Here is a 25,692-nt window from a genome sequence, read left to right as displayed (position 1 = left end):
GAGGCAGCAGGCTGCAGGATTGCAACCGGTTCGGTTCCCAGAATGCCGCTTTCTAAAACGTTATAATATGCATGGTTGCGAGTTGTTTTCGCGATAGTTGCCAAGATCTTCGTTAACAGAATCTATACTGTGAGCTCCCTTGAATTTCTCGACGGCCGCTGAGGCACAACCAATTGCGTTGCCGGGACGTTGGTCGTAGATGTTCGGGCTGGTGGCGGGCAGGAAGTGAATGGCTGCGGGTGTTCAAAAGGTTCCGACCGGAATCGAAGGCTTCGACGACCTGACGCTGGGCGGCCTGCCCCGCGGCCGGCCGACGCTCGTCTGCGGCTCCGCCGGCTGCGGCAAGACTCTCTTCGCATCCACCTTCCTCGCCAAGGGCGCCCGCGACCACGGGGAGAACGGCGTCTTCGTCAGCTTCGAGGAGCGGCCGGACGACATCGTCGACAACGTCGCCTCGCTCGGCTTCGGCTTCGATGAACTCATTGCTGACGGCCGGATCTTCATCGAGCACATCACGATCAACCCGGCCGAGCTTGCCGAGGTCGGCGACTACGACCTCGAAGCCCTCTTCATGCGGTTGGAGCTGGCGGTCGAGGCGGTCGGCGCCAAGCGGATCGTGCTCGACACCATCGAGAGCCTCTTCTCGGCCTTCACCAACGTCGCCGTTCTCCGTGCCGAGATCCGCCGCCTTTTCGACTGGCTCAAGGAAAGGGGGCTGACCGCCGTCATCACCGGCGAGCGCGGCGAGGGCGCGCTCACGCGCCAGGGCCTCGAGGAATACGTATCGGACTGCGTGGTCCTGCTCGACCACCGCGTGGAGAACCAGGTCTCGACCCGGCGCCTGCGGATCGTGAAGTATCGCGGAACCGCGCACGGCACGAACGAGTATCCCTTCCTGATCGCGGCGGACGGCTTCAGCGTCCTGCCGGTCAGCGCGCTCGGCCTCGGGCACATGGTCCATGAAGGGCGCATCTCGAGCGGCATCCCCGACCTCGACGACATGCTGACGGGCGGCGGCTTCCACCGCGGCAGCAGCATCCTGCTCAGTGGCGTTGCCGGCTCGGGGAAGAGCTCGATCGCCGCATCCTTCCTCGCCGCGGCCTGTGCCGCCGGCGAGCGCGCCCTCTACTTCTCCTTCGAGGAGTCCGGGGCGCAGACCGTGCGGAACATGCGGTCCATCGGCCTTGACCTCGGCCGCTATGTCGAGAACGGGCAGCTGTCGATGCACGCATCGCGGCCGACCTTCTACAGCCTGGAGATGCACCTGGCGATCATGCTGCGCGACGTCGCGCGCATGCAGCCCTCCCTCGTCGTGCTCGATCCGATCTCCGCCTTCCTCGATGCCGGCGACCACCGCGACGTGCAGGCCATGCTGCTGCGGGTCATCGACTACCTGAAATCCCATGGCATCACCGGCCTCTTCACGCATCTCTCGCACGAGCATGGGTCCGTGCAGACCGATGCCGGCCTGTCCTCCCTCATGGATGCCTGGGTCCTGCTGCTGAACCGCGAGGCGAACGGCGAATTCAACAGGGAGCTTTACCTCCTCAAGGCGCGCGGCATCTCGCATTCCAACCAGGTGCGGGAGTTCGTGATGACCGATCACGGCATTTCCCTCATCCGGCCCTATCTGGGGGAGCAGGGCGCGTTGACCGGCTCGGCCCGCCGTGCCGAGGAGGCGCGGCTGCGCCGCGAGCAGGCGCAGCGCCGCCTGGATGCCGAGGTGGTCGAGCAGAGGCTGGAGCAGCGCCGCCGCCGCACCCTCGCCCAGATCGATGCACTCCGTGCCGAGCTGGAGGCAGAAGAGCTGGAATTCCGCAGCGTCGCCGAGGGCAGGCGGCGCTTCGATGCGCAGGCGCAGTCCGACAGGCTTGCAATGGCGAAGTCCCGGAGAGCGCAGGCGGCAGATGTCGGAGACGAATGAGATGAATGGGGCGGCACCGCTCCGGCTGACGCTCTACGTGGCCGGGCAGACACCGAAATCCGTCGCCGCCATCCGGAACCTCGAGCGGATCTGCGGCGAGCACCTGGGGCCCGGCCGGTACCTCATCGACGTTATCGACCTGCGCCAATCGCCCCACTTGGCGCGGGAGCACAACATCGTCGCCATCCCCACCCTTGTCCGCCAGCTTCCCGTGCCGATCCAGAAGATCATCGGCGACCTTTCCGACACGCAGAAGGTCCTAGTGAGCCTGCAGATCGACACCAGCCGATGAACGTCGAGGGGGGCGAGGTCGCGGAACTGCGCCAGCGCCTGGCGGAGGCCGAGGAAACCCTGCGGGCCATCCGCGAGGGCGAGGTGGACGCCTTCGTCGTGGATGGCGCGGGAAAGGCGCAGGTCTTCCACCTCGACAGCGGCGACTCCTTCCGGGCCTTCATGGAAGCGATGGACCTGGGTGCCGTTGCTCTCGATGCAGAGCGGCGGCCGGTCTACGCCAACGCTGCCCTCGAGACCCTTCTCGGCTGCTCCGCCGACGCTCTCCAACGCGATGGGCTGTTCCCGGCGCTGGGCCCGGCCGCGCCGAAGGTGCAGGCGCTGCTTGATTCGGCCGCTTCGGGCAAGCTGAGCGCGCCGATCGGCCTCGTCGTCGGCGGACGGGCGCGGCATGTGGTGGTCACCGCTGCGCCCCTCCAACTCGCCTTCGCCGAGGGCTTCGCCCTTACCTTCACCGACATCACCGACCGCGTCGAGGCGGCGGCGGCGGAAGAGAGCGAGCGCATCGGCCGCGCCGTCATGGCCTCCGCCAACGAGGCGGTGCTGGTCTGCGACGAGACCGGCCGCATCACCCATGCCAGCCCCGCGGTCAGCCGCATCCAGGAGGTCTCGCCCGTCGGTCGCGCCTTCGAGGAGGCCTTTCCCCTCGTCTTCGCGCCCGGGGCAGCCACCATGGGCGCCGAGGACCTGGTTGCGATCGCGGCGAGCGGCAGTTCCGTCCGCGGCATCGAAGCCTCCATGGCAGTGGAAGGACACACGCTGGAGCTTCTGATCAACGCCGCGCCGCTGCATGGGTCGGGCGGCAAGGTGCATGGATGCATCTTCACGCTGGTTGATCTCACGGAGAGGAAGGCGCTCGAGAAGCGGCAGGCCCTGCTGATGGGCGAGCTCAACCATCGTATGAAGAACATGCTGGCCCTGGTCATCGCGATCAGCAGCCGGACGCTCGCCACGGCCAGGGACCTGCCCGACTTCCGCGTGCGCTTCACGCAGCGTATCTCGGCCCTTTCCGTGACGCAGAACCTGCTCGCCGAGAAGAGCTGGACCGGCCTCACGGTGGAGGAGCTGATCCGCAACGAGCTCGCGCCCTACGTCGCGCCGCAGGGGCCGCGCGTGACGCTCACCGGGCTTGCCGAGCAGGTCACGCGGGACACGGCCGTCTCGCTCGGCCTGGTCCTGCACGAGCTGATCACCAATGCGGTGAAATACGGCGCGCTGTCGAATGAGGCAGGCCGCGTGGCCGTCACCGGCCAACGGCAGCCCGATGGCAGCTTTGCGATCACCTGGCAGGAAGAGGGCGGCCCGCCGGTGAAGCCCCCCAGGCACCATGGCTTCGGCCAGTCCGTCATCGCGCGCGGCCTGGGCCAGGCATCCGGGAGCGCGCGGGTGGAGTTCCGGCCGGAGGGCGTGCTGTGCCGCATGACCCTCGCGGGCACGAGCCTCGCATAACGCCGCCGCGCTGCCGCGGATGACCGGCGGCTGGACAGGAATGTCCGGATTTCCGCCGCGAACGCTGCCCCCGGCCAAGGCCGCGGTGGATGAGCGGGGTGGCCATGGGCGAGGGGCGCAGCGGCGTCTTGCCCCGGGCCCAGGCACCGTCCACCCTGCAATGATGACGAGGGTCAGTCACGAGGCGCTCTCGCCGGACATCTGTTGACGGGCCCCGACCCAGGAAAGGCTGCCACCCATGAAGCGCCGTACCCTGCTCGCCGCCAGCCTCCTTGCCGCGCCCGCGCCCGCGGCCGAGGCCTGGCCTTCCCGCCCTGTCCGCATCGTCGTTCCCTTCCCGCCGGGCGGCACGGTCGACATCCTCGGCCGCCTCACCGCGAACTGGCTGCAGGAAGCAACGGGGGGCAGTTTCGTCGTCGAGAACCGCTCCGGCGCCGGCGGCAATATCGGCGCCCAGGCCGTGGCCCGTGCCGCGCCGGACGGCACCACCCTGCTGATGGGCTCGCCGGGCACCCAGGCCATCAATGCCCACCTCTACCCGAACCCCGGCTATGACGGCATCGCCGACTTCGCCCCGATCTCGCTGGTGGCGGAAGTACCCAACCTGCTCGCCGCGCATCCCTCCCTCGGCCTCAGGACCATCCCGGACCTCATCGCCCGGGCAAAGGCGGAGCGATTGGCCTATGGCGAGACGAGCATCGGCGGCAGCACGCATCTCTCGGCCGAGCTTTTCCGCCTCCAGGCCGGGATCGAGGGCGAGCACATCACCTATCGCGGCAGCGCGCCGATGCTGGGCGACCTGCTGCCCGGCCGCATCGCCTGGGGCGTCGATAACCTGCCCTCCATCCTGCCGCATGTCCGCGGCGGCGCGCTGACGGCGCTCGGCGTCACCAGCAAGGTCCGCTGGTCCGGCGCGCCGGACATTCCGGCCATCGCGGAAAGCCTGCCCGGCTATGAGGTGACGGCCTGGTTCGGCCTGCTCGCCCCGCGCGGCACGCCACCCGAGGTGATCGCCACGGCGAACGCCGCCCTGCAACGCATGCTGGCCACCCCGGCCGCGGCCCAGCGCCTAGCCGAACTCGGCGCGACGCCCATCCCCGGCACGCCCGAGGCCTACCGCGCCCATATTGCCGCCGAACACGCGAAATGGGGCGATGTCATCCGCCGCGCCGGCATCCGCCTGCAATAAGGTCCATACGGTCTCGTAAAAGGTCCTTATCCCTTCTACACAATCCTGTTATGTCTTAAATAACAGACAAAGCTCGCCGGTCAGTGATTGGCGTGGCGTGTTCTCAACCTGTAGGTGATATCCCCAGGCAGTCCATCACGCCGAAGATCCTTTTCGCCCGCCGGAGGCCATCCATGTCCGCCCTTCGTCAGATCCTCATCGTCGAGGATGACCCCGCTCTGCGTGCCACCTTGGCCGAGCAGATCCTGCTCGACGGTGAGTTCAGCGCCGACGAGGCCCAGAGCGTGGCCGAGGCCGAGGCCATGCTGTCCCGCGCGGATGCGCGCTACGACGCCATCCTGCTCGATATTGGCCTGCCCGATGCCGATGGCCGCGAATTCTGCGCCAGCCTCCGCCGCGCCGGCCGCCACATGCCCGTCATCATGGTGACCGGCGCCGATGGCGAGGAAGACGTCGTCCGCGGTCTCGACTCCGGCGCCAACGACTACATCGCCAAGCCCTTCCGCCCGTCCGAGCTGCTGGCCCGCGTTCGTGCTCAGCTCCGCATGTACGACAACTCCGAGGATGCCAATTTCCTCATCGGCCCCTATGTCTTCCGCCCGAGCCTCCGCCTGCTGACCGAGGCGACGCGCAACCGCAAGATCCGTCTGACCGACAAGGAATGCGCGATCCTGAAATTCCTCTACCGTGCCGGCGGCAAGCCCGTCGCCCGCCAGGTGTTGCTGAACGAGGTCTGGAACTATAGCAGCGCCGTCTCCACCCACACGCTGGAGACGCATGTGTATCGCCTGCGCCAGAAGATCGAGGCGGACCCGGCCCAGCCCCGCCTCATCATCACCGACCATGGCGGCTACAGGCTCGACGCGACGGCATTCTCCTCCGCGGCGCGCTGACGCCGGCCCGCCCCCCCGGCCCGCGCCCTGGAGCGCCAGCACGGCCTGCGCCAGGGCGACGGGATCGAAGGGTTTATGGAAGACGCGCTCCCGTTCAGAGAAGGTGTGGCCGAGAAACAGCTCGGGGCTGCCGGTCTCGTAGACCACCCGCAGCTCCGGCCGCAGGACGCGCGCCTTCTTCGCCAGGACAAGCCCGCTGTCGCCGAGCCCGAGATCGAGGTCGGTCACCAGCACGTCGATGGGCTGCGCTTGGTTCGCAATGATAGCCAGCGCATCCTCGGCATTGTCCGCCTCAAGGAAGTCGAGCCCGACCGCCTCGAAGAAATCGGCGAGGGTGAGACGCACCATGGCGTCGTCCTCGACCAGCAACACCGTCATCCTCCGGGTCCTTCTGCCACCTGAAGTTCCGCGACTTCAGGTTGAGATAATAGACCCGTCCAGGCCGCGAGAGTCATCACGCCCCCGAAAGCCCACACGCACGTTACCCGTATAAGTTGTATGCTTGCTCATGAACAAACGTTCGTTCAGGAAATCGCCTTCGTGATCTGCCGGCCCCGGCCCGCGTCAGGATGTAAGGGTGGATGGGCGGAAACGGCGAAATCCCAACCTCCATGCCGCAAATCTTCGGCGGGATCTTCTGCGCCATCGTGCTTCCCGTCCCGGCCCCGCCGATTCGAGACGGCTACGGCACATGCTGAGCAAGATCGCTGACAGTCTGAATCCCGTTTAGTGAGATAAAAATCGCAATTTGGCCATTGCGAGTCTCGGCCCGGGCTCGACCCAGCCCGCTGCATCGGCTAACACGCGGCCCCTTTCCGCTCGGGGGCACATCCGCTGCAACCCATCATCGGCATCGATTTCGGGACCACCAACAGCGTCGTCGCGCGCCTCCTGCCCGATGGACGTGTCGAGGCCGTCCGCTTCCCCTTCGGCGGCGAGTTGCTCGACGTCTTCCGCACCGTCCTCTGCTTCACCGCCGGGGCGGGCGGCGCCCCGCGCCATGCCGCCGGCCCCGCCGCCATCGAGGCCTATCTCGAAGACCCGCTGGCCAGCCGTCTCATCATGTCGATGAAGTCCTACCTGGCGCAGCGCAGCTTCAGCGAGACGCGTATCCTGACGCGCAGCTTCACGCTGGAGGCGCTGATCGCCCAGTTCCTCCGCGCCCTGCTGCCCGCCGAGCCCGGCGCCCGCATCGTCGCCGGCCGCCCCGTCCGCTTCGCCGGCGACATGCCCGACGACGCGCTGGCCGAAACCCGCCTGCGCGCCGCCTTCGCCGAAGCGGGCTGGGAGGATGTGGACCTCGCCCTCGAGCCGGAAGCCGCCGGATACCGCTTCGCCCATACCCTCGGCGGCGCGGCGACGGTGCTGGTCGGCGATTTCGGCGGCGGCACAAGCGACTTTTCCGTCCTGCGCTACGAGCCGGGCGGCGTCACCGCGCTCGGGCATTCCGGCGTCGGCATCGCCGGCGACAGCTTCGACTACCGCATCATCGACCATGTCGTCTCGCCGCGGCTCGGCCGCAACGACAGCTACCGGGTGATGGGCAAGCCGATGCCGATCCCCGCCGCCTGGTATACCGGCTTCGCCCGCTGGCACCGCCTGTCGCTGATGCGCGCGCCGCGCGTGCTGCGCGACATCGCCGAGGTCGCCCGCACCGCCGACCACCCGGAGCGCCTGCACCACCTCATCACGCTGATCGAGGAGGAGGCCGGCTATGCCCTCTACCGTGCCGTCTCCGGAGTGAAGGCCGCGCTCTCCCGTGCCCCGCAGGCGATGCTTGCCTTCCGTCACGAGGACTTCACGGTGGAGGCGGAGATCGTCCGGGCCGATTTCGAGTCCTGGATCGCCCCCGACCTTGCCCGTCTCGGCGCCGCCATCGACGCGGCGCTGGCCGAGGCCCGCCTGCCACATGAAGCCATCGACCGCGTCTTCCTTACTGGCGGCACCTCCCTAGTCCCCGCCGTCCGCCGCCTCTTCGCGGACCGCTTCGGCGTGGAACGGCTGGCCGGCGGCGGCGAATTCGTCTCGGTCGCGGAGGGGCTGGCGCTGATTGGCCAGGCCCGCGCCACGGCTTGATCCACAGGGCAGGTGGCCTCCGCCGGCGCCAGGCCCCGCCTCAACGCCTGGAAATCCCCAAACTCCAGCCCCGGCCCCCGGCTTCTCAGCCCCTTGACCGTCCCGTAACGGCACGATTCCAGGGATTTGAAGCCTCGCCGGCTCCACATCCCCATGGCCAAGGCGGGCTTACTCGCCTGGGCCGCCCGCCATCATGGGCCGGTTTCGCAACGTCATCGGGTGCGGCGAGATGGCACCTGCAGGAGTAAGAGCAATCACATGAGCCCGGAACAAGCCAGCCTCGTGCAGAACAGCTTTCGCCAGGTGGTGCCAATCAGGGAGAAGGCCGCCGAGCTGTTCTACGGCAGGCTCTTCGAGACCGACCCGACCACGCCGCCGCTCTTCGCCGGCAAGGACATGCGGGAGCAGGGTGCGAAGCTGATGACGACGCTCGGCATGGTGGTCGCCGGGCTCAAGCGGCCAGAGGAGATCGTCCCCGCCGCCCAGGCCCTTGCCCGGCGGCATGTCGCCTATGGCGTGACCGAGGCGCAGTACGCGACGGTTGGCGCGGCGTTGCTGTGGACGCTGCGGCAGGGGCTCGGCGAGGGTTTCACGCCGGAGGTGGAGGCCGCCTGGACGGCCGCCTACACGCTGCTCGCCGGCGTGATGATCGAGGCAGCCAAAGCCGCCTGACCCTTCAGCCCCGAAACCCGGCCAGGACGAAGAGAAGCAGCAGGAAACCGATGAAGGCGGTGCCCTGCAGCACATAGGCGCCAGCGCTCATCCGCTCGTCCTCTGGGCGGGCGGCTGGATGGGCCGAGCGGGCGGCGAGCGGCGTAGCGTGGGACATCACGAAGCTCCGTTTTGGGATGGACCTGCCATCCACACTGCAGCCCCCGTGCCATGCATTTTGCAATTACGCTTGCGGTCAGATCCCGCCGCGCGCCTCGGCGATCTGCGCCTTCATGCGGCGGATGACGGCCGGCATGCCTTCGAAGACGCTCTGGCCGATAAGAAAATGGCCGATACTGACCTCCACCACCTCCGGCATGGCAGCGATGGGGGGCAAGGTCTCATAGGAAAGCCCGTGCCCGGCATGGCATTGCAGCCCGGCCGCCGCCGCGGCCTTGCCGCCCTGGCGCAATCTTGCAAGATGCAATTCACGTTCAGCGGGAAGGGAGTCGGCATAGGCGCCGGTATGAAGTTCAACGGCTTGCGCCCCCATCCGGGCCGCGGCCTCGATCTGCCGCGCATCCGCCTCGACGAAGACCGAGACCTCGATCCCCGCCCCGGCCAGCCGGGCAATTGCATCCTGCAAGGGCCGGCCCGCGGCGATCACGTCGAGCCCACCCTCCGTCGTCAGTTCCTGCCGCTTCTCGGGCACGATGCAGCAGGCGGGCGGGCGCAGGCGAAGCGCGATGCCGACCATCTCCTCCGTCGCCGCCATCTCGAAATTCAGCCGCGTCGCCACCTCGGCCGAGACGCGCTCCAGGTCCCGGTCGCGGACGTGGCGGCGGTCCTCGCGCAGATGCATGGTGATGCCGTCCGCCCCGGCCGCCATGGCGATGCGCGCCGCCTCCACCGGGCAGGGGAAGCTGCCGCCGCGGGCATTCCTCAGCGTCGCCACATGGTCGATGTTCACGGAGAGGCGCATCGGCGTCATGGGCTGGCTTTCCTGCGATGAACGGCGATCTCGGCGGCCAGCCGGAGCGCGGCGATGAGGCTGCCCGGATCGGCCAGGCCCCGCCCGGCGATGTCGAGCGCCGTGCCATGGTCCGGGCTGGTACGGACGATGGAGAGGCCGAGGGTGACGTTCACCCCACCCGCCATGTCGAGCGTCTTGATCGGGATCAGCGCCTGGTCGTGATAAAGGCCGAGCGCCACGTCATAGCCCGGCCGCGCCTTGGCGGTGAACATCGTGTCCGGCGGGATGGGCCCGCGCGCGTCGATCCCCTCGGCCCGCAGCATGGCGACGGCCGGGGCCACGATGTTGCGGTCCTCGGTCCCGATCGTCCCATCCTCCCCCGCATGCGGGTTGAGCCCGGCGATGGCCAGCCGCGGCGCCGCGATGCCGAAATCCTGCCGCAGCCCGGCCGCCGTCAGCCGCGCCGTCTCGGCGATGAGCGCCGGGGTGAGCCGGGCGATAGCCTGCTTCAATGGCTCGTGGATCGTCACCGGCACCACCCTGAGCTCCGGGCAGGCGAGCAGCATCACCGGCGGCCGGCCGGTGCCGGCGATCTCGGCCAGGTACTCGGTATGACCGGGATGGGCGAAGCCGGCGGCGTAGAGGGCGGATTTCTGGATCGGGTTGGTCACCACCCCGGCGGCGCGGCCGGCCTTCGACAGCGCCACCGCCTCGCCGATGGCGGCGATGACGGCGGGGGCATTGGCCGGGTCCAGCCGGCCCGGAACGGCGGGGCGGGGGAGGGGCCGGTGCAGCACCGGCAGCGCCTCGGCGAAGGCCTCGCGCGCTTCCTCGGGCGCGGCGATGCGGCGGACCGGGACGCCCCCGATCCGGTCGGCATCGTCGATCAGGAAGAAGGCCGGGCCGTTGGCACGCAGCGCGGCCCAGGCGCCGGCGGCGATCTCGCCGCCGATGCCGGCGGGCTCGCCCATCGTGAGGGCCAAGGGGGGCAGGTTCATGCCTCCGATGTAGTCCTCCCGATCCCGCCTGCCCAGGTCAGCGCGCCCGCTCGATGTTCCAGATCACCGGGAAGCCGAAGTCGATCACGCCCCGCAGCTCGGCCCGCCAGACCGCCGGGGCCTGGAACTGCCCGTCGAGCGGGAAGGTGACGTTCTCGATGGAGAGCCGCTGCAACTCCGCCGCCAGCTCGCGGCGCTTGGCCGGGTCGCTCTCGGCGGCGAAACGGTCGAGCACCGGCGTCATCTCCGGCACGCAATAGCCCCAGGGCTGGTTGTTCGAGCAATTGTAGCCGATGCCCATGTTGGAGAGCGGATCGGCCATGTCGAAGCCGGTATAGACCACCGAGATGAGGTTCCAGCCGCCCTCCGCGATCGGCTGCCGCCCGACCCAGCGCTGCGCCAGCGAGGACCAGTCGGAGGCCTGGACATCGAGGTTGAAGCCGGCGCGCTTCAGCCGGTCGATGACGACGAGCGCCATCGGGTTGATGAGCGCGCTGTCGGCCGGCTGGAGGTAGACGATGCGCTCGTTGTTGTAGCCGGCCTCGCGCAGCAGGGCGCGGGCGCGCTCGAGGCTCGGCCTGCGGATGGCCTCGCCACCGGCATCGGTGCTGTAGCGCGTGCCGCAGAGATAGACCGAGACGCAGCCCGGGTCCGACATCCCCTCCGGCAGGCCGTGGCTGGCGACGATCTCCTCGCGGTCGAGCGCCGCCTGCAGTGCGCGGCGCATCGGCAGCCTGTCGAAGGGCGGGAGGTAATGGTTGATGCTGACGCCGCCGACGATATGCGCGATGCCGCCGGGACGGGCGATGACGAGGTTCCGGTCGCGGCGGAAGGTCGGCAGGTAGTCGATCGGCGCATATTCGAGATAGTCCACCTCGCCGCGGGTGATGGCCGCCGCCCGCAGCGCGATGTCGGGCAGGGTGACGAACTCCACCCGCTCCATCTTCGCCAGCTTGCCGCCGGCGAGACCATCGGCCGGCTCCGGGCGCGGGACGTAGCGCGGGTTGCGGCGGAAGAAGGTGCGCTCGCCGGGCACCCATTCCTCCTTGATGAAGAGGTAGGGCCCGCTGCCGACCACCTCCGGCACCGCCTGGGTCGGCGGCGTCGCCGAGGCGATGCGCGCCGGCATGATGAAGGGGACATGCACGCTCGGCTTGCCGAGCGCGTCGATCACGCCGCCGAAGGGCCGCGCCAGCTGCAGCACGAAGCGGTTCGGCGCCTCGGCGCGGAACTCCTTCGTCGCCGCGATCAGCCGCCGCCCGATGGCATCCCGCGCACCCCAACGCTTGAGCGAGGCGATGACGTCATCGGCGGTGACCGGCGTGCCGTCGCTGAACTCGAGGCCGGGGCGCAGGGTGAAGGTCCAGGCGAGGCGATCCTCGCTGACCTGCCAGCCCTCCAGCATCTGCGGCCGGTACTCGCCCTTGCCGTCCATGGCGACGAGCGTGTCGTAGACCATGTAGGCGAAGTTGCGGGTGACGAAGGAGGGGCTGGCGATCGGGTCGAGATTTTGCAGCCCGACATTGAGGACGAGGCGCAACGGCCGCTCGCGCGGCTGCGCGGCGGCGGAGAGGGCGAGGCTGCCGGCGGCAAGCGCGCCGAGAAGGAGGCGACGCAGCATCATCCGTCACTCTCCCTCATGCGCCGCGGACCAGGCCTCGGCGACCTCGGTGCCCGTGGCGAACCACACATCGGGGAAGGTCTTGATCCACTGGATCATCTCGCGCAGCAGCGCGACGCGGCTCGGCCGGCCGCTCACCTGCGGGTGCATCACCAGGTTGTAGAGCCCGCCCCAGCGATAGATCTCGCGGAACTCCTCCTGGAAGATCTCGCGGATATGGCTGTTCGGGAAGATCGGCCGCGGCGACTTCACCGAGAACAGCGCATGCGGCGCGTCGTCCAGGCTCCAGTGCCAGGGCAGCTCGATCGGGCCCGGGCTACCGTCCGGCATGACGTGGCGGTAGGGGTTGATGTGGTCGAGCAGGGAGCTGTCGTAGAGGAAGTCGTGCTTCTTCAGCAGCCGGATGAGGTTGTCGCTGGTCTCGCCGGCGGGCGAGCGGTAGCCCTTCGGGACGACGCCGAGGGTGCGCTCCAGCGCCTCCAGCCCCCGCTCCATCTCCTCGACCTCCTTGTCGGGGAAGGCCGGGTCGATCCAGCTGTGGGAGTAGCTGTGATGCGCGATCTCATGCCCCTCGCGCAGGATCATCTCGGCGCGGGCGGTGTGCTTCTCCGCGGTCCAGCCGACGACGAAGAAGGTGGCCTTCACGCCCTCCTGCCGCAGCACCTCGAGGATCATCGGCACGCCGACCTTGGCGCCATAGGCGCCCTGGCTAAGGATGCCGGGGCGGCGGGCATTCTCCGGGTCGCGCGATAGCCAGAGCGTCTCCGCATCGAAGTCGAAGGTCAGCATCACCGCGACCTTGGCGCCGCCCGGCCAGTTCACCCGCATATCGATCATCGGTCGCCCCTTCGATGGTTTCAGCCAGCCTCGCGCGGCGGGTGCCGTGCCGCAAGCCACCCGCCATCGACGGCGATCACCTGCCCGGCGACATAGGCGGCATCCGCCGAGGCGAGGAAGGCGATGACGGCGGCCACCTCCTCCGGCCGCCCGGCGCGGCGCAACGGCGTCGGCTCCAGCACGGCGCGGCGGTAATAGTCGCTGCCGAGATGCCCCTCGGTCATCGCCGTCTCGATGACGCCGGGGGCGACGGCATTGACGAGGATGCCCTCCGGCGCCAGCTCGCCCGCCAGCTGCCGCGTCATCTGCGCGATGCCGGCCTTGGCGACGGCATAGGCGGTGGTGCCGGGATAGCCCGCGATGCCGAAGGTGGAGGAGACGGAGACGATCCGCCCGCCCGGCCGCGCCAGATGCGGAATGGCGGCGCGCGTCAGCCGCAGCACCGAGGTCAGGTTGGTCTCGATGAAGCGCTCGAGAAGGTCGTCATCCGAGTCCAGCAGCGGCTTCGAGCCGCCGATGCCGGCATTGTTGACCAGGATGTCGAGCCGGCCGAAGGCATCGAGCGCGGTGTCGACCACCGCCTCGCCCGCGCCGCGCGCGGCGAGGTCGATGCGCAGCCCGACGCCGCCCACCGCCTCGGCCCGCGCCATCACCTCCGGCGCCCGGTCGGCGAGCAGGACCTGCGCGCCCTCCTCGGCCAGCCGCGCCGCGGTGGCGGCGCCGATGCCGCGCGCGGCACCGGTGACGATGGCGGCACGGCCGGCGAAGCGTCCGGTGGTGTCAGGCAAGCCGGCCTCCATCGACGGGGAGCGCGACGCCGGTGACGAAGCCGGCCTCGGCGCTGAGCAGGAAGAGCACGGCATCCGCCACCTCATCCGCACGGCCGAAACGGCCGAGCGGGTGGCGGGCACGGAAGACGGCCTCGCGCGCGGCGCGGGCCGCCGAATCGCCGGCGCTGGCGAAGGTTTCCTCCAGCATCGGCGTCTCGATCGAGCCGGGGCAGACGCAGTTGACGCGGATGCCCTCCGGCGCATGGGCGACCGCGAGGCTGCGCGTCAGCAGCACCACCGCGCCCTTGCTTGCCGAATAGGCCGGCATGGTGGGCGAGCCGACCAGCCCCGCCGCTGAGGAGAAGGCGACCATGGCCCCGCCGCCGGCCTCGCGCATCAGCGGGAAAGCGGCGCGCGCCGCGAGCCAGGTGCCCTTCACGTTGACGGCGAAGAGCCGGTCCCATTCCGCCTCCTCCACCTCGGTTACCGGGCGGACGGGGCCAAGCATGCCGGCCGCCGTCACGAGCAGGCGGAGCGGGCCGAGGATCGCGGCCTGGGCGACGGCCGCCCCGACATCGGCGGCGCTGGAGGCATCGCCGGCCAGGGTGAGGGCACCGGGGCATTGCGCCGCGGTCTCGGCGAGGCCTGTCGCGTCGCGGTCGAAGAGCATCAGCCGCGCCCCCTCGCCCGCCAGGCCGATGGCGGTGGCGCGGCCGAGGCCGGAGGCGGCGCCGGTGACGAGGGCCACCTGATCGGTGAAGCGGTCGGGCCTCATGCCGGGAGCCCCCGGCAAGCGGCCTGCCCGCCGGGTGCGGCGACGCTGCGATGGTTGAGGGCGAGGAGGATCACGTCCCGCCATCCCGCCAGGCCGGTGCCAACCAAGACCACGTCATGCATCCCCCGTCCCCGCGCCGATGAGCCGTCCCAAGCTAAGCAGCCGCAGCCGGCCTCGGCTAGCCGGGGCCTTGCGCGCCGGCTGGCGAAGGGGGAAGAGCATCGCCAAGATCAAGCCGGGAGAGACCGTCCATGACCGAGATGACCCGCCGCGCCGGCCTTGTGCTGGCGGCCGGCCTGCTGGCCGCGCCTGCACTGGCCCAGGGGGGCTTCCCCAGCCGGCCCGTCACCATCGTCGTGCCCTTCGCCCCGGGCGGCAGCACCGACGTGATGACGCGGCTGATGGCCGAGCGCATGACGGAGGCGCTGGGCCGGCCGGTGCAGGTGGAGAACCGGCCGGGCGGCAACACCATCATCGGCGCCGAATACGTCGCCCGCGCCGAGCCGGACGGGCATACGGTGCTGATGGCGGCGGGCACGACGCTGACCATCAACCCGCTGATCTACCGCCGCCTTGCCTACAAGCCGGAGGATTTCGCGCCGGTCACGCTGGCCTCCACCTTCCCCTTCGCGGTGATCGCACGGAAGGACGGGCCGGCGGATATCGCGGCCCTCGTGGCGGCGGCGAAGGCGCGGCCGGGGCGCATCACCTACGGCACCAACGGGCCGACCACGCTCACCAACATGGCGATGCTGATGGTGCTCGACCGGCTGGGCGTCGAGATGCAGGACGTGACCTATCGCGGCGATGCGGCACAGCTGAACGACTTCCTCGCCGGCACCCTCGACCTGCTGGTGGTGGCCGGGGCCACGGCGCTGCCGGTCCACCGCAACGACCAGGGGCGCATCCTCGGCTGGACCAGCGCGCAGCGCGTGGCCTCGACGCCGGATGTGCCGGCCTTCGCCGAGAGCGTCCCCGGGCTGGTGGCGGAAAGCTGGTTCGGCCTGCTCGCCCCGGCGCGCACGCCGGCGGCGGCGGTGGAGCGGCTGAACGCCGCGGCGGTGCAGGCGCTGCAGGATGCGCGCATCCGCGAGCGGCTGACCAATGACGGGCAGTTCCCGAAGGGCAGCACGCCGGAGGAATTCGCCCGCTTCATGGCGAGCGAGACGGAGCGGTGGCGGCCGATCCTCGGCAAGCTCGACGTGCCGCAGAACTGAGCCCGGCTTGGCGGGCGCTGGCGCGGCGCGTAGCCTGCCGCCGCCAACCAAGGGAGCGTCCGGCACCATGATCCACGTCCTCGCCATCATCACCGCGAAGCCCGGCATGCGGGAGCAGGTGCTCGCCGCCTTCCGCGCCAACATGCCGGCCGTCCATGCCGAGCAGGGCTGCATCGAGTACGGCCCGGCCATCGATGCCGAGGGCATGGGCGCCATCCAGACCCCGGTGGGGCCGGACAGCTTCGTCGTGATCGAGAAGTGGGAAAGCATCGACGCGCTGAAGGCGCATGGCGCCGCGCCGCACATGAAGGAGTATGCGGCGAAGACCAAGGAGATGCTCGCCAGCCGCGTCATCCATGTGCTGACGCCGGCAGCCTAAATCCCCGCGACATCGCTGCGCGGCGTCGCGGGGACCCCGATGGGTCCTCGCTTCCGCAAAACCTTCCGCGGCAAAGCCGCGGAAGGGTATCCGAGGCCTATCGCCTGAGCGCGGCGAGCACCTCTTCCGTGTGCTCGCCAAGCTTCGGCGCGGGGCGCGACGACCAGGGGCGGGCGCGGTCGATGTTGATCGGCAGGCCGAGCACTTTCACGCCGCTCTCCGGCAGGGTCTGCACCATGTCGACGGCGGCGAATTGCTCGCTCCCCGCCAACTCGCCGATATCGTTGACCGGGGCGCAGGGCACGCCGACCGCCTCGAGCGCCGCGATCCAGTGGTCGCGCGCATTCCCGCGCAGCGCCTCGGCGATGAGGGGCAGCAACTCCGTCTTGTTGCGCACGCGGCCGGCGCTGCGGGCGAAGCGCGGGTCCTCGGCCCATTCGGGATGGCCGAGCACCTTCGCCGCGCGGGCGAAGAGCCGGTCATTGCCGGCGGCGAGGCAGAGCGGGCGGTCGGCGGTGTCGAAGACCTGGTAGGGCACGATGACGGCGGCGCCGGTGCCGTGGCGCGTCGGCACCTCGCCCGTTGCGATGTGCTGGTTGACCTGGCCCTCGACCCAGAAGGCGGCGGTCTCCAGCAGCGAGGTGTCGATCAGGCAGCCGCGCCCGGTCTGGTCGCGCTGGCGCAGGCCGGCGAGGGCGCCCACGGCGCAGAACAGGCCCGTCGCCTTGTCGTTGATCGAGGCGCCGCAGAAGGTCGGCGGGTCCTGCGGCCGGCCGGTCATGCTCATCATGCCGCCGAAGGCCTGCAGCAGCGGGTCGAAGCCCGGGCGCATCCGCATCGGTCCCTGGTAGCCGAAGGCCCAGATGGAGCAGTAGACCAGGCGCGGATGGCGCTCGAGCATCGCCTCCGGCCCGATGCCGATCTCGTCCACCACGCCGGGGCGGAGGTTCTGGATCAGGATGTCGGCCGTCTCGCAGAGCGCGTGCAGCGCCTCGATATCGGCCGGGCTCTTCAGGTCCAGGATGACGCTGCGCTTGTTGCGGTTCTGGCTGTGGAAGTAGAGCGAGGTTTCGCCATCCGGCCCGTAGGGAGGGCCCCAGATCCGGGCGTCGTCGCCGCCATCGGGCTTCTCGATCTTGATCACGTCGGCGCCCAGATCGGCCAGGATCACCCCGGCGAGCGGGCCCGCCAGGGCCTGGCCAACCTCGATCACCCTGACGCCTTCCAATGGCAAGCTCATTCCCTGGACCTCCCTCGATAGGTGGCTAAGCATAGGCGGGGACGGCGGGCAGGGGTATCCTCGGCAGCGGAAACGCCAAGGAAACGGTGCCATGAGCAGCGCGAACTCGCATTACGCCCCGGTCCGGGAGGACTGGCTCGCCCGCCATGCCGAGGAGCCGCTCGACCCCGGCCTGCCGATCGTCGACCCGCACCACCACCTGTGGGACCGGCCAGGCTGGCGCTACCTGCTGCCCGAGCTGCTGGCCGACATCAATCAGGGCCACAACATCGTCTCCACCGTCTTCGTGCAGTGCCGCGCGATGCACCGCGCCCATGGGCCGGAAGCCTGGAAGCCGGTCGGCGAGACGGAATTCGTCAACGGCATCGCGGCGATGAGCGCCAGCGGCGACTATGGCCCGGCCCGGATCTGCGAGGGCATCGTCGGCCATGTGAACCTGATGACCGGCGCGGAGGCGCGGGAGGTGCTGCAGGCGCATATCCGCGCCGGCGGCGACCGCTTCCGCGGCATCCGCCACATCACCAGCTGGGACCCCGATCCGGAGGTGATGAACCCGGCCTACCAGCCGCCGCGGGACATCTATTTCCGTGAGGATTTTCGTGCCGGCTTCGCGCAGCTGGCGCCGCTCGGCCTCAGCTTCGATGCCTGGCTCTACCATCCGCAGATCCCGGACCTGACGGCGCTGGCCCGCGCCTTCCCGGAGACGCAGATCGTGCTCGACCATGTCGGCGGGCCGCTCGGCATCAGGGCCTATGCCGGCAAGCGGGATGCGATCTTCACCGAGTGGCGCGCCGCCATGGCCGAGCTGGCGACCTGCCCGAATGTCTCGGTGAAGGTCGGCGGGCTTGGGATGCGCATCAACGGCTTCGGCTTCGATGAGGCGCCGGAGCCGCCGACCTCCGATGCGCTGGTAGCCGCCTGGAAACCCTATGTGGAGGCCACCATCGAGCTTTTCGGCGCCGGGCGCTGCATGTTCGAGAGCAACTTCCCGGTGGACAAGGGCAGCTACGGCTACGGCGTCTTCTGGAACGCCTGCAAGAAGCTGGCCTCCGGCGCCTCCGCCGAGGAGCGCCAGGCGCTCTTCAGCGGGACGGCGAGCCGCTTCTACCGGCTCGCCTTGGCGTAGATGCCCATGGCGTTGTAGGGCGCATAGGGCGGGAAGGCGCCGATCGCCGCCATGTCCACCTCGATCAGCGAGGGGCCGGGGGTGGCGACGGCGCGTTCCACTACGCCGCCTAGCTCGGCGATGGAGGAGACCTTGAAGCCCGGCAGTCCGGCGACGGCGGCAAGCTGCTGGAAGTCCGGCCCCTGCAGGTCGCCGAAGAACATCCGCCCGTCCTGCAGCGCGCCCTGGATGTGCTTGATGACGCCGTAGCCGCGGTCGTTCATCACCATGACGATGAGCTCCGCGCGCTCCTGCACGGCGGTCCAGAGCTCGGTCTGGTTCAGCGCGAAGCCGCCATCGCCGACCATGGCGATGGTCTTGCGGGTGCCCCCCGCCATCGCCGCGCCGATGCCGAGCGGCAGGCCCGGGCCGATGGCCGCGCTCACCGGATGGACCGCGTCGCGCGGGCCGTAGACCGGGAAGATGCGGTTGCCCCAGGAGGAGTTGCTGAGCGTCACGTCGCGGACGAAGAGCGCGTCGCGCGGCAGGGCGGCGCGCAGCGCGGCGGGGAATTCGGCATAGGGGCCGAGCGTGTCACGGTACTCGGCCGTCGCGCGGCGCCGCATCCCGGTGAAGTCGGCGGCGAAGCCGGGTTCAACCGCCATGCGGCCGGCGAGGCGCTCGGCGAGGCCTTGCATCACCAGCGCGGCGTCGCCGCAGACGAAGGCCGTGCTGGGATAGGTGCGGCCATTGGCGCGCGGGTCGACATCCGCCTGGACCAGCGTCTTCGGCAGCTTCAGCGAGAAGTCCATCGTCTCATGCCCGCGCAGACGGCTGCCGACGACGAGCATGGCATCCACCGTGCTGTAGAATTCCTGCACGCGGGGCGAACCGTTGCCGTGCATCCCGCCGAGGGTCATCGGATGGTCCTCGGGGACGATGCCGCGCCCGTTCCAGGAGGAGACGGCACCGAAGCCGAGCTCCATCAGCCGCATCGCTGCGGCGCCGGCCTCCTTCGCGCCATTGCCGAGCCAGAGCATGGGGCGCTTGGCCTGGGATAGGATGGCGGCCGCCTCGTCCAGCGCCGCCGGGTCGGGCGGCAGGGCGGGCGGGATGGGCAGGACCAGCCGGTCCAGCTCCGCCGGGCGGGGGATGGCGGTGCGCTGGATGTCGATCGGGATCTCGATGCTGACCGGGCCGCGGGGCGGCGTCAGGGCCAGGGTCGCGGCGCGCGTCAGCACGCCGAGCGCTTCCTGCGCGGAGCGGATGCGGAAGGCGGATTTGCAGACGGCGGCGAGCATCGCCGTCTGGCCGGGCAGGTCATGCACCGTGCCCATGTCGCGGTCGATGTATTTCGTCGCGGTCTGGCCGGTGATGTGCAGCACGGGACTGCCGGCGAACTGCGCCTCGGCGAGGCCGGGGACGGTATTGGCTGCGCCCGGCCCGGTCGAGGAGAAGACCACGCCGAGATGGCCGGAGGCGCGCGCATAGGCATCCGCCATATGCCCGGCCCCCATCTCGCCGCGGGCCATGACGTAGCGGATGGCATTGCGCCGGCCGATGCCGTCCAGCATCGGGATGTTGTGGACGGAGACGATGCCGAAGCAGGTGGTGACGCCGATGCGCGCCAAAAACTCGGCGACCAGGTCGCCGACGGTGTAGCTGCTGTCTGCCATGTTTCCGCTTCCTCCGGGTTTGGAGGAAGTCTGCCAGCGATCAGGCGGGGAGGAAACGCAGGCCGCTCGCTCGTGCCCCATTCACGGTGAATGCAGCGATGCGGCCATCGGCGCCGCGCTCCGCCAGCGCATCGACCCAGCCCTGGAACAGCGTGCCGGGCGTGCGGATGCGGAAGGCGTCGCCCGCGATCGCCTGCAGGGGCCAGGGGCCGGCGCTGGCGACCGGGCCGCGGACCTGAACGGCGAGGCCGCCTTCCTCCGGCGCGATGGTCCAGGTGGCGCCCAATTCCTCGCAATGCCAGGTGCCGGCTAGGCCCTCCGGCAGGCTGGCCTCGGCCGGGGCGCGGTGGAAGCGGGTGAGGGTGCCGGCATCGGTCTCGAGGGTGAGGCTGTCGCCCTCGGGCAAGCTGACGGTGAAGGGGAAGACGCCGCGCATGGCGGCGAGGCGGCCATCGCCGGTCGGCGCCAGGGGGAAGGGGACGCCGTGCTGCGTCGCGGTCGGCCCTTCGGCGAATTCGACCGTCGTGCCGCTCTCCGGCGCGACCCAGCGGCCGATGAGGCCGTCGGGGCGGGGCATGGGCGGCACGGGGTGGACGCCGGGCGTGCCCTCCAGCGCCGCATCGAGCAGGCGATGGGCGAGGGCATGGGTGTCGATCCCGCCATGGTTGGCGATGGCGATCACCGTCATCTCCCGCTCCGGCACGCGGAGGAAGCAGGTCTTGTAGCCGGGCCAGAGGCCGCCATGGTCCACGGTGCGGAGGCCGCGATAGCTCGTCACCTCCAGGCCGCGGGCGTAGAGGTTCGGCTGGCCATTGGCGAAGGGGAGGGGCGCCACCAGCGCCTCGGCGAGGCCCGGGATGCGGCCGATGGTGAAGTTCCGGTCCCACAGCGCCAGATCCTCGACGCAGGAGACGAGGCCGCCCTCGCCGCCGAGCGGGAAGCCGTGCTGCGCGCGGAGGAAGCCCTCGCCTTGCGGCAGGTAGCCGGTGGCGAGGCCGGGCACGACCTCGGCGATGCTCGGCGTGTGGCGGGTGCGGGTCATGCCGAGCGGGGTGAAGATGCGGCGGGCGAGGAATTCACCGAAGGGCTCGCCGCCCACCTGCTCGACGATCCGGCCGAGCAGGAGGAAGCCGGTGTTGGAGTAGCGGAAGCGCGTGCCGGGGGCGAAGTTGAGGCCCCGCTGCCGGCCGATGGCGGCGAGCAGATCTTCGGTGCGGCAGGGGTGGGAAAGGTCGGCGCCGCCGAGGCGCATCAGCTCCAGCATGTCGCGCAGGCCGGAGACGTTGTGCATCAGCTGGTCGATGGTGATGCGGGTGCCGAGATCGGGCAGTTCCGGCAGGTGGTCGTGAATGGAATCCCCGACCGAAAGGCGCCCTTCGGCAGCCAGCAGCAGGATGGCCGCGCAGGTGAATTGCTTGCTGACCGAGGCCACGCGGAAGCGGGTCTCCGGCCCGATCGGCACGCCGAGCTCAAGGCTGGCGAGGCCGGCGCTTTCATGGAGCACCAGCGCGCCCTCCCGCACCAGCCCGAGCGTCGCGCCGGGCGAGCCGGGCCGGTCCCAGGGCGCCAGCAGGCGGCGGGCCTGGCGGCGCAGCGCCAGCTCGTCGAGCGCCGCCATCAGTGCAGGCGCGGCGGCTTGAGGAAGGCGCGCCGGTCGATGGAGGTGATGGTGAGGTCGTGCGGCATCGCCTCCCGCGCGATGGTCATCGGCACCCTTGCCCCGGCCGAGCCGCAGGCCCAGACCGCGCGCCAAAGGCTGGCGAGGTCGGAGACCTGCTGGCCGCCGACCGAGACCAGCCGGTCGCCCTCCAGCAGCCCGGCCTTTTGCGCCGGGCCGTTGCGGGCGGTGGAGGAAACCAGCACGCCCTCCTCGTCCTCCCCGGCATAGAGGCCGAGCCAGGGCCGCGCCGGGCGGTTGGGGCGGCCGTAGTTGAGCAGGTCGTCCAGCACCGGGGGCAGCAGGCTGGCGGGGACGACCATGTTGAGATCGACGCGGCGCCCCTTGCCGTCCTGCTGCTGCATGACGAGGGAGCCGATGCCCATCAGCCGCCCGTCGCCGCCGATCAGCCCCGCGCCGCCCCAGGAAGGATGGGCGGGGGCGGTGAACAGCGCCTCCTCCAGCATGTACTCCCAGTAGCCGGCGAATTCCTGCCGGGCGGCGATGGTGCAGCGCAGCGCGTGCTTGCGGCCGCCGGCGCTGGCCAGCACGGCGACATCGCCGGGCTGTGGCGCCTCGCCCGACTCGAGCGGCAGGGCCGGCAGGTCGAGCCGGCCGAGCGCCTGGATCAGGCCGAAGCCCGTCTCGAAATCATGGGCCAGGGCATGGCCAGGGATGGCACGGCCGTCATGCGTGGTGAGCCAGATGCTCTCCGCCTCGGTCACGATGTAGCCGATGGTGGCGATCAAGCCGTCCGGCCGGATGACGACGCCGCTGCCGACCCGCTCCGTCCCCAGGCTCTGCGCGGTGAAGGCATCCGGCGGAACCAGCGCCTTCACCCCGACGACGGATTGCAGCACCACGTCCAGATCGAAGGCGTGATCGGTCGGGTCCGGCTGCAATTCCGGCGGGATTTCCCATTCGCTGGATGCCATGCATGCCTTCCGTTCGGTGGGGTGGTGTCCTTCCGACCAATATCGGCGGTCGGGGGCGCTTCGCCAACGCGGGAGATGCAATCCACGGCAATCGGATGACAATCCCCGATCTGGGTGTTATATTATAACAATGGTCCCAGCTCCCCGCCGTGCCGTGCTCACCCTGCCCGCCCTCCTGCTGCCGGGGAGAGGTCGCGCGCAAGGGCGACCAGAAGGGCGACCGGTGGTGGTCGCCTCCTTCTCCATCCTCGGCGACATGGCCCGGCAGCTGGCCGGGGATGCGGTGGAGCTCCGGGTGCTGGCCGGGCCGGAGACGGATGCGCATGTCTTCCAGCTAAGGCCCTCGGAGGCGCGGGCGATCGAGGGGGCGGCGCTCGTCATCCGCAACGGGCTGGGCTTCGAGCCCTGGCTGGACCGGCTGCTGCGGAGCACGGGCTATCGCGGCAGGATGGTGACGGCGAGCGAAGGCATCGCGGCCCGCGGCACCGATCCGCATGCCTGGCAGGATGTGGCGCGGGCGCGAAGCTATGCCGCAGGCATCGCGCGCGGGCTAGGCGGGGTGCTGCCAGCGGGGGCGGTGCGGGCAGCGGAGTATGACGCGCGGCTCGCGGCGCTCGATGCCTGGGTGCTGGGCGAGATCGCGCGGGTGCCGCCGGAGCGGCGGGTACTCGTCACCAGCCATGAGGCCTTCGATTACTTCGCCGCGCGCTACGGCGTGCGGGTGCTGGCGCCGCAGGGCATCGCGCCCAATGCGCAGCCCTCGGCGGCGCAGGTGGCGGCGCTGATCCGGCAGATCCGGGCGGAACGGGTTTCGGCTGTCTTCATCGAGGGGCAGGGCAGCCAGGCGGTGATGGAGCGGCTGGCGCGGGATGCGGGCATCGCGGTGCGGGGGCGGCTCTATGCCGATACCCTTTCGGCCGCGGATGGGCCGGCGCCGACCTATGAGGCGATGATGCGGCACAACCTCGGCCTGCTGGTCCCGGCCATGCTGGGGGCAACCCGGCCCTGAGTCCGGGCGTATCCGCCCCATGGACCTGCCGCCCGACTGGATCGACCCGCCCGACCTCGCCACCGCCCGTGCGGCGCAGGTGGCGCTCGCCGCGCGGGTGGTGACGGAGGATGCGCTCGGCCCGGTACGGCGGATCGGCGGTGTCGATATCAGCAATACCCGCTTCGATCCGGAGAACCTCATCTTCGCCGCCGTGGTGGTGCTTACCTGGCCGGGGCTCGAGGTGGTGGCGAGCGCCTCGGCGGTGCGGCGGGCGACGATGCCCTATATCCCGGGCTTCCTCGGCTTCCGCGAGGTGCCGGCGCTGCTGGAGGCCTGGGCGACGCTTGGCGAGCGGCCGGACCTGGTGCTGGTGGATGGGCATGGGGTGGCGCATCCGCGGGGGCTGGGGATCGCCTCGCATCTCGGGGTGGTGCTCGATGTGCCGAGCATCGGCGTCGCCAAGTCGCCGCTGGTCGGGCGGCCCGAGGGTGAGCTGGGGGCTGAGCCGGGAGCGGCGGTGCCGCTGGCCTGGAAGGGGCGGGCACTGGGCACGGTGCTGCGGACGCGGCGCCGGTCCAACCCGCTTTACATCTCGCCCGGCCACCGGGTCTCGCCGGCGGCGGCGGTGGAGTGGGTGCAGCGCTGCGGCACCGGCTACCGGCTGCCGGAGCCGACGCGGCAGGCGCATCTGGCGGCGAATGCCGCGCGGCGGGCGCATGGGGTCGCCAAGCCGGAGGCGTCGGAGTAGACCGCGCCCCATGCATCGTCTCTGGATTGCCCTGGGCGCCGTCGCCGGGCTCACCGCCGTCGGCCTCGCGGCCTGGGCCGCCCATGGGGCGCCGGCCCGGCTCGACCCGGCGCGGCTCGGCATGCTGGCGAACGGCATCCAGATGCAGGGCTGGCATGCGCTGGCCCTGTTGGCCACCGGCCTCTGGGCGGAACGGCATCGCGGGGTGCTGGCGCATCTCGCCGGGGCGGGCTTCGCGCTCGGGCTGATCCTGTTCTGCGGCGGAGTCTATGCCGTGGCGATCGGCGGCGTCTCGCTCGGGTCGGTGGCGCCGGTTGGGGGCATGACGTTGATGGCGGGCTGGGCGCTGCTCGGCCTCTCGGCGCTGGTCCGACGGTGACCGGGGCGGCCTATCTCGCGGCCGAGGGCTTCGAGGCGGAACTGGCCGAGGAGCTGCGCCTGGCTGGCGGCAGCATCAGCGCCTGGCATGGACGCCTCGCCCTGTCGCCGGAGGCGCCGCTGAGCCTGGCCTGGGCGCTCGAGACCTGGACGGCGCCGGAGGAGGTGCCGGCCCCTTCGGTGAAGGCGGCGGCGGATGCGCTACGGGCTATCCAGCGGAACTGGGCGCTCTATGCCCATGGCCAGCATCGCCGGGCCGCGCTGATCGCCGAGCGGCTGCCGCCGGTGAAGGCACGGCCGTTGCGCTTCCCCGAAGCGGCGCCTACGGGGCATCTCGGCGCCTGGACCTTGCTGGCGCCGGACCGGATGCTGCTGAGTGCGACAAAGACCAGCCCCTTCGTCAACGGCGCGGTGCAATTCGTCGAGGACCGGGAGGGGCCGCCGAGCCGGGCCTATCTCAAGCTCTGGGAGGCGCTGACCCGCGCCGGGCGCTGGCCGCTGCCGGGCGAGACCTGCCTCGATCTCGGTGCCTCGCCGGGGGGATGGACCTGGGCGCTGGCGCAGCTCCGCGCGCAGGTGACGGCGGTGGACAAGGCGCCGCTCGACCCGGCGGTCGCGGCGCTGCCGGGCGTCACCATGCGGCAGGAGAGCGCCTTCGGCCTTGACCCGCAGCAGATGGCGCCGGTCGATTGGCTGTTCAGCGACGTGATCTGCTATCCGCAGCGGCTGCTGGCCCTGGTGCGGCGCTGGCTGGAGGCGGGGCGGGTGCGGAATATCTGCTGCACCATCAAGTTCCAGGGCGAGACGGACCATGCGGCGGCGGCCGAATTCGCGGCCATTCCCGGCGCGATGGTCTTCCACGGCGCGCACAACAAGCATGAGCTGATGGTAGTGCGTCTCGGCTGAGTTGGCACGCCGG

The 25,692-nt window shown here is 70.5% G+C and carries 25 protein-coding genes and 1 pseudogene; 14 read left to right on the top strand and 12 right to left on the bottom strand.

Annotated elements, in window-relative coordinates; all coding sequences use genetic code 11:
• Positions 1-229 precede the first annotated feature (229 nt).
• From kaiC to LH62_RS04255, 5 genes are all read left to right on the top strand, one after another.
• Positions 230-1,924: a circadian clock protein KaiC gene (gene kaiC, locus LH62_RS04275; RefSeq protein WP_043359474.1), complete on the top strand. Its 1,695-nt coding sequence runs from the start codon at positions 230-232 to the stop codon at positions 1,922-1,924.
• Positions 1,908-2,216 carry a circadian clock KaiB family protein gene (locus LH62_RS04270; protein ID WP_052213697.1) on the top strand — a complete coding sequence of 103 codons (309 nt, stop codon included), beginning with the start codon at positions 1,908-1,910 and terminating at the stop codon, positions 2,214-2,216. Before kaiC ends, LH62_RS04270 begins: the two co-directional genes overlap by 17 nt.
• Entirely contained in the window at positions 2,213-3,664 is a 1,452-nt protein-coding gene (locus LH62_RS04265; RefSeq protein ID WP_043359470.1) for an HWE histidine kinase domain-containing protein, read from the top strand. Before LH62_RS04270 ends, LH62_RS04265 begins: the two co-directional genes overlap by 4 nt.
• A 238-nt stretch (positions 3,665-3,902) precedes the next feature.
• Entirely contained in the window at positions 3,903-4,853 is a 951-nt protein-coding gene (locus tag LH62_RS04260; RefSeq protein WP_043359467.1) for a tripartite tricarboxylate transporter substrate binding protein, read from the top strand.
• Between the two features lie 173 nt (positions 4,854-5,026).
• Positions 5,027-5,746, top strand: a complete 720-nt coding sequence (locus tag LH62_RS04255) for a response regulator transcription factor (RefSeq protein ID WP_043359465.1) — start codon at positions 5,027-5,029, stop codon at positions 5,744-5,746.
• Between the two features lie 99 nt (positions 5,747-5,845).
• On the opposite strand, the pseudogene LH62_RS32620 reads toward LH62_RS04255, so the two are convergent.
• Positions 5,846-6,094: pseudogene (locus tag LH62_RS32620) on the bottom strand (hypothetical protein); the annotation flags it as partial.
• A gap of 486 nt (positions 6,095-6,580) precedes the next feature.
• Between LH62_RS32620 and LH62_RS04245 the strand changes: the two are divergent.
• The gene (locus LH62_RS04245; RefSeq protein ID WP_043359461.1) at positions 6,581-7,822 is read left to right on the top strand and encodes an Hsp70 family protein; all 1,242 of its coding nucleotides are present in this window, start codon (positions 6,581-6,583) and stop codon (positions 7,820-7,822) included.
• Positions 7,823-8,080: 258 nt separating this feature from the next.
• Entirely contained in the window at positions 8,081-8,494 is a 414-nt protein-coding gene (locus tag LH62_RS04240; protein ID WP_043359458.1) for a globin family protein, read from the top strand.
• A 4-nt stretch (positions 8,495-8,498) separates the two neighbouring features.
• Here LH62_RS04240 and LH62_RS30990 read toward each other — a convergent pair whose 3' ends face one another.
• From LH62_RS30990 to LH62_RS04210, 7 genes are all read right to left on the bottom strand, one after another.
• Positions 8,499-8,651, bottom strand: a complete 153-nt coding sequence (locus LH62_RS30990; protein WP_160299770.1) for a hypothetical protein — start codon at positions 8,649-8,651, stop codon at positions 8,499-8,501.
• 78 nt (positions 8,652-8,729) lie between these two features.
• The gene (locus LH62_RS04235; RefSeq protein ID WP_043359456.1) at positions 8,730-9,464 is read right to left on the bottom strand and encodes a pyridoxine 5'-phosphate synthase; all 735 of its coding nucleotides are present in this window, start codon (positions 9,462-9,464) and stop codon (positions 8,730-8,732) included.
• A complete protein-coding gene (gene pdxA / locus LH62_RS04230) occupies positions 9,461-10,444 on the bottom strand; it encodes a 4-hydroxythreonine-4-phosphate dehydrogenase PdxA (RefSeq protein WP_043359454.1) in 984 nt (327 codons plus the stop codon). Before pdxA ends, LH62_RS04235 begins: the two co-directional genes overlap by 4 nt.
• Before the next feature lie 37 nt (positions 10,445-10,481).
• Complete coding sequence (locus tag LH62_RS04225) at positions 10,482-12,068, bottom strand: ABC transporter substrate-binding protein (RefSeq protein ID WP_052213696.1); 1,587 nt, start codon at positions 12,066-12,068, stop codon at positions 10,482-10,484.
• 3 nt (positions 12,069-12,071) lie between these two features.
• Positions 12,072-12,902, bottom strand: coding sequence for a polysaccharide deacetylase (locus LH62_RS04220; protein WP_043359453.1), 831 nt, complete (start codon positions 12,900-12,902; stop codon positions 12,072-12,074).
• A gap of 20 nt (positions 12,903-12,922) precedes the next feature.
• Entirely contained in the window at positions 12,923-13,690 is a 768-nt protein-coding gene (locus LH62_RS04215; RefSeq protein WP_082012792.1) for an SDR family NAD(P)-dependent oxidoreductase, read from the bottom strand.
• The gene (locus LH62_RS04210; RefSeq protein ID WP_043359449.1) at positions 13,683-14,447 is read right to left on the bottom strand and encodes an SDR family NAD(P)-dependent oxidoreductase; all 765 of its coding nucleotides are present in this window, start codon (positions 14,445-14,447) and stop codon (positions 13,683-13,685) included. The genes LH62_RS04215 and LH62_RS04210 overlap by 8 nt, the downstream gene beginning before the upstream one ends.
• 251 nt (positions 14,448-14,698) lie before the next feature.
• Between LH62_RS04210 and LH62_RS04205 the strand changes: the two genes are divergently transcribed.
• Both LH62_RS04205 and LH62_RS04200 read left to right on the top strand, forming a co-directional pair.
• Entirely contained in the window at positions 14,699-15,664 is a 966-nt protein-coding gene (locus tag LH62_RS04205; protein WP_052213695.1) for a tripartite tricarboxylate transporter substrate binding protein, read from the top strand.
• A 67-nt stretch (positions 15,665-15,731) separates the two neighbouring features.
• Positions 15,732-16,043, top strand: a complete 312-nt coding sequence (locus LH62_RS04200; RefSeq protein ID WP_043359446.1) for a putative quinol monooxygenase — start codon at positions 15,732-15,734, stop codon at positions 16,041-16,043.
• A gap of 97 nt (positions 16,044-16,140) precedes the next feature.
• Here the strand turns inward: LH62_RS04200 and LH62_RS04195 are convergent, their stop codons facing one another.
• Entirely contained in the window at positions 16,141-17,283 is a 1,143-nt protein-coding gene (locus tag LH62_RS04195) for a CaiB/BaiF CoA-transferase family protein (RefSeq protein WP_043359445.1), read from the bottom strand.
• A 91-nt stretch (positions 17,284-17,374) separates the two neighbouring features.
• Here LH62_RS04195 and LH62_RS04190 point away from each other — a divergent pair, with 91 nt between their 5' ends.
• Positions 17,375-18,409 (top strand): amidohydrolase, encoded by a 1,035-nt coding sequence (locus LH62_RS04190; RefSeq protein WP_043359444.1) that lies wholly within the window; start codon positions 17,375-17,377, stop codon positions 18,407-18,409.
• On the opposite strand, the gene LH62_RS04185 is transcribed toward LH62_RS04190, so the two are convergent.
• From LH62_RS04185 to LH62_RS04175, 3 genes are read right to left on the bottom strand one after another with little or no spacing between them, the layout of a single operon-like run.
• Positions 18,388-20,064, bottom strand: coding sequence for a thiamine pyrophosphate-binding protein (locus LH62_RS04185; RefSeq protein ID WP_043359442.1), 1,677 nt, complete (start codon positions 20,062-20,064; stop codon positions 18,388-18,390). The two genes, LH62_RS04190 and LH62_RS04185, sit on opposite strands and share 22 nt — an antisense overlap.
• Before the next feature lie 40 nt (positions 20,065-20,104).
• Positions 20,105-21,682 carry a serine hydrolase gene (locus LH62_RS04180; protein WP_043359440.1) on the bottom strand — a complete coding sequence of 526 codons (1,578 nt, stop codon included), beginning with the start codon at positions 21,680-21,682 and terminating at the stop codon, positions 20,105-20,107.
• On the bottom strand, positions 21,682-22,656 hold the full coding sequence (locus tag LH62_RS04175; RefSeq protein WP_043359438.1) for a S1C family serine protease: 975 nt from the start codon (positions 22,654-22,656) through the stop codon (positions 21,682-21,684). The genes LH62_RS04180 and LH62_RS04175 overlap by 1 nt, the downstream gene beginning before the upstream one ends.
• Before the next feature lie 223 nt (positions 22,657-22,879).
• On the opposite strand from LH62_RS04175, the gene LH62_RS04170 reads away from it, so the two are divergent.
• Genes LH62_RS04170 through LH62_RS04155 form a run of 4 tightly spaced genes read left to right on the top strand, consistent with a single transcriptional unit; the run spans position 22,880 to position 25,679 of the window.
• Entirely contained in the window at positions 22,880-23,665 is a 786-nt protein-coding gene (locus LH62_RS04170; RefSeq protein ID WP_236552468.1) for a metal ABC transporter solute-binding protein, Zn/Mn family, read from the top strand.
• A 19-nt stretch (positions 23,666-23,684) separates the two neighbouring features.
• Positions 23,685-24,395: a deoxyribonuclease V gene (gene nfi, locus LH62_RS04165; RefSeq protein WP_043359434.1), complete on the top strand. Its 711-nt coding sequence runs from the start codon at positions 23,685-23,687 to the stop codon at positions 24,393-24,395.
• A gap of 10 nt (positions 24,396-24,405) precedes the next feature.
• Positions 24,406-24,774, top strand: a complete 369-nt coding sequence (locus LH62_RS04160) for a DUF423 domain-containing protein (protein WP_043359433.1) — start codon at positions 24,406-24,408, stop codon at positions 24,772-24,774.
• Entirely contained in the window at positions 24,771-25,679 is a 909-nt protein-coding gene (locus LH62_RS04155; RefSeq protein ID WP_043359431.1) for an SAM-dependent methyltransferase, read from the top strand. Before LH62_RS04160 ends, LH62_RS04155 begins: the two co-directional genes overlap by 4 nt.
• Positions 25,680-25,692 lie beyond the last annotated feature (13 nt).

It is taken from the genome of Belnapia sp. F-4-1 (genome assembly GCF_000802185.1).
Lineage (GTDB): Bacteria > Pseudomonadota > Alphaproteobacteria > Acetobacterales > Acetobacteraceae > Belnapia.
Note: the sequence above shows the minus strand (reverse complement) of the source record. Positions and strands in the feature narration are given on the sequence as shown.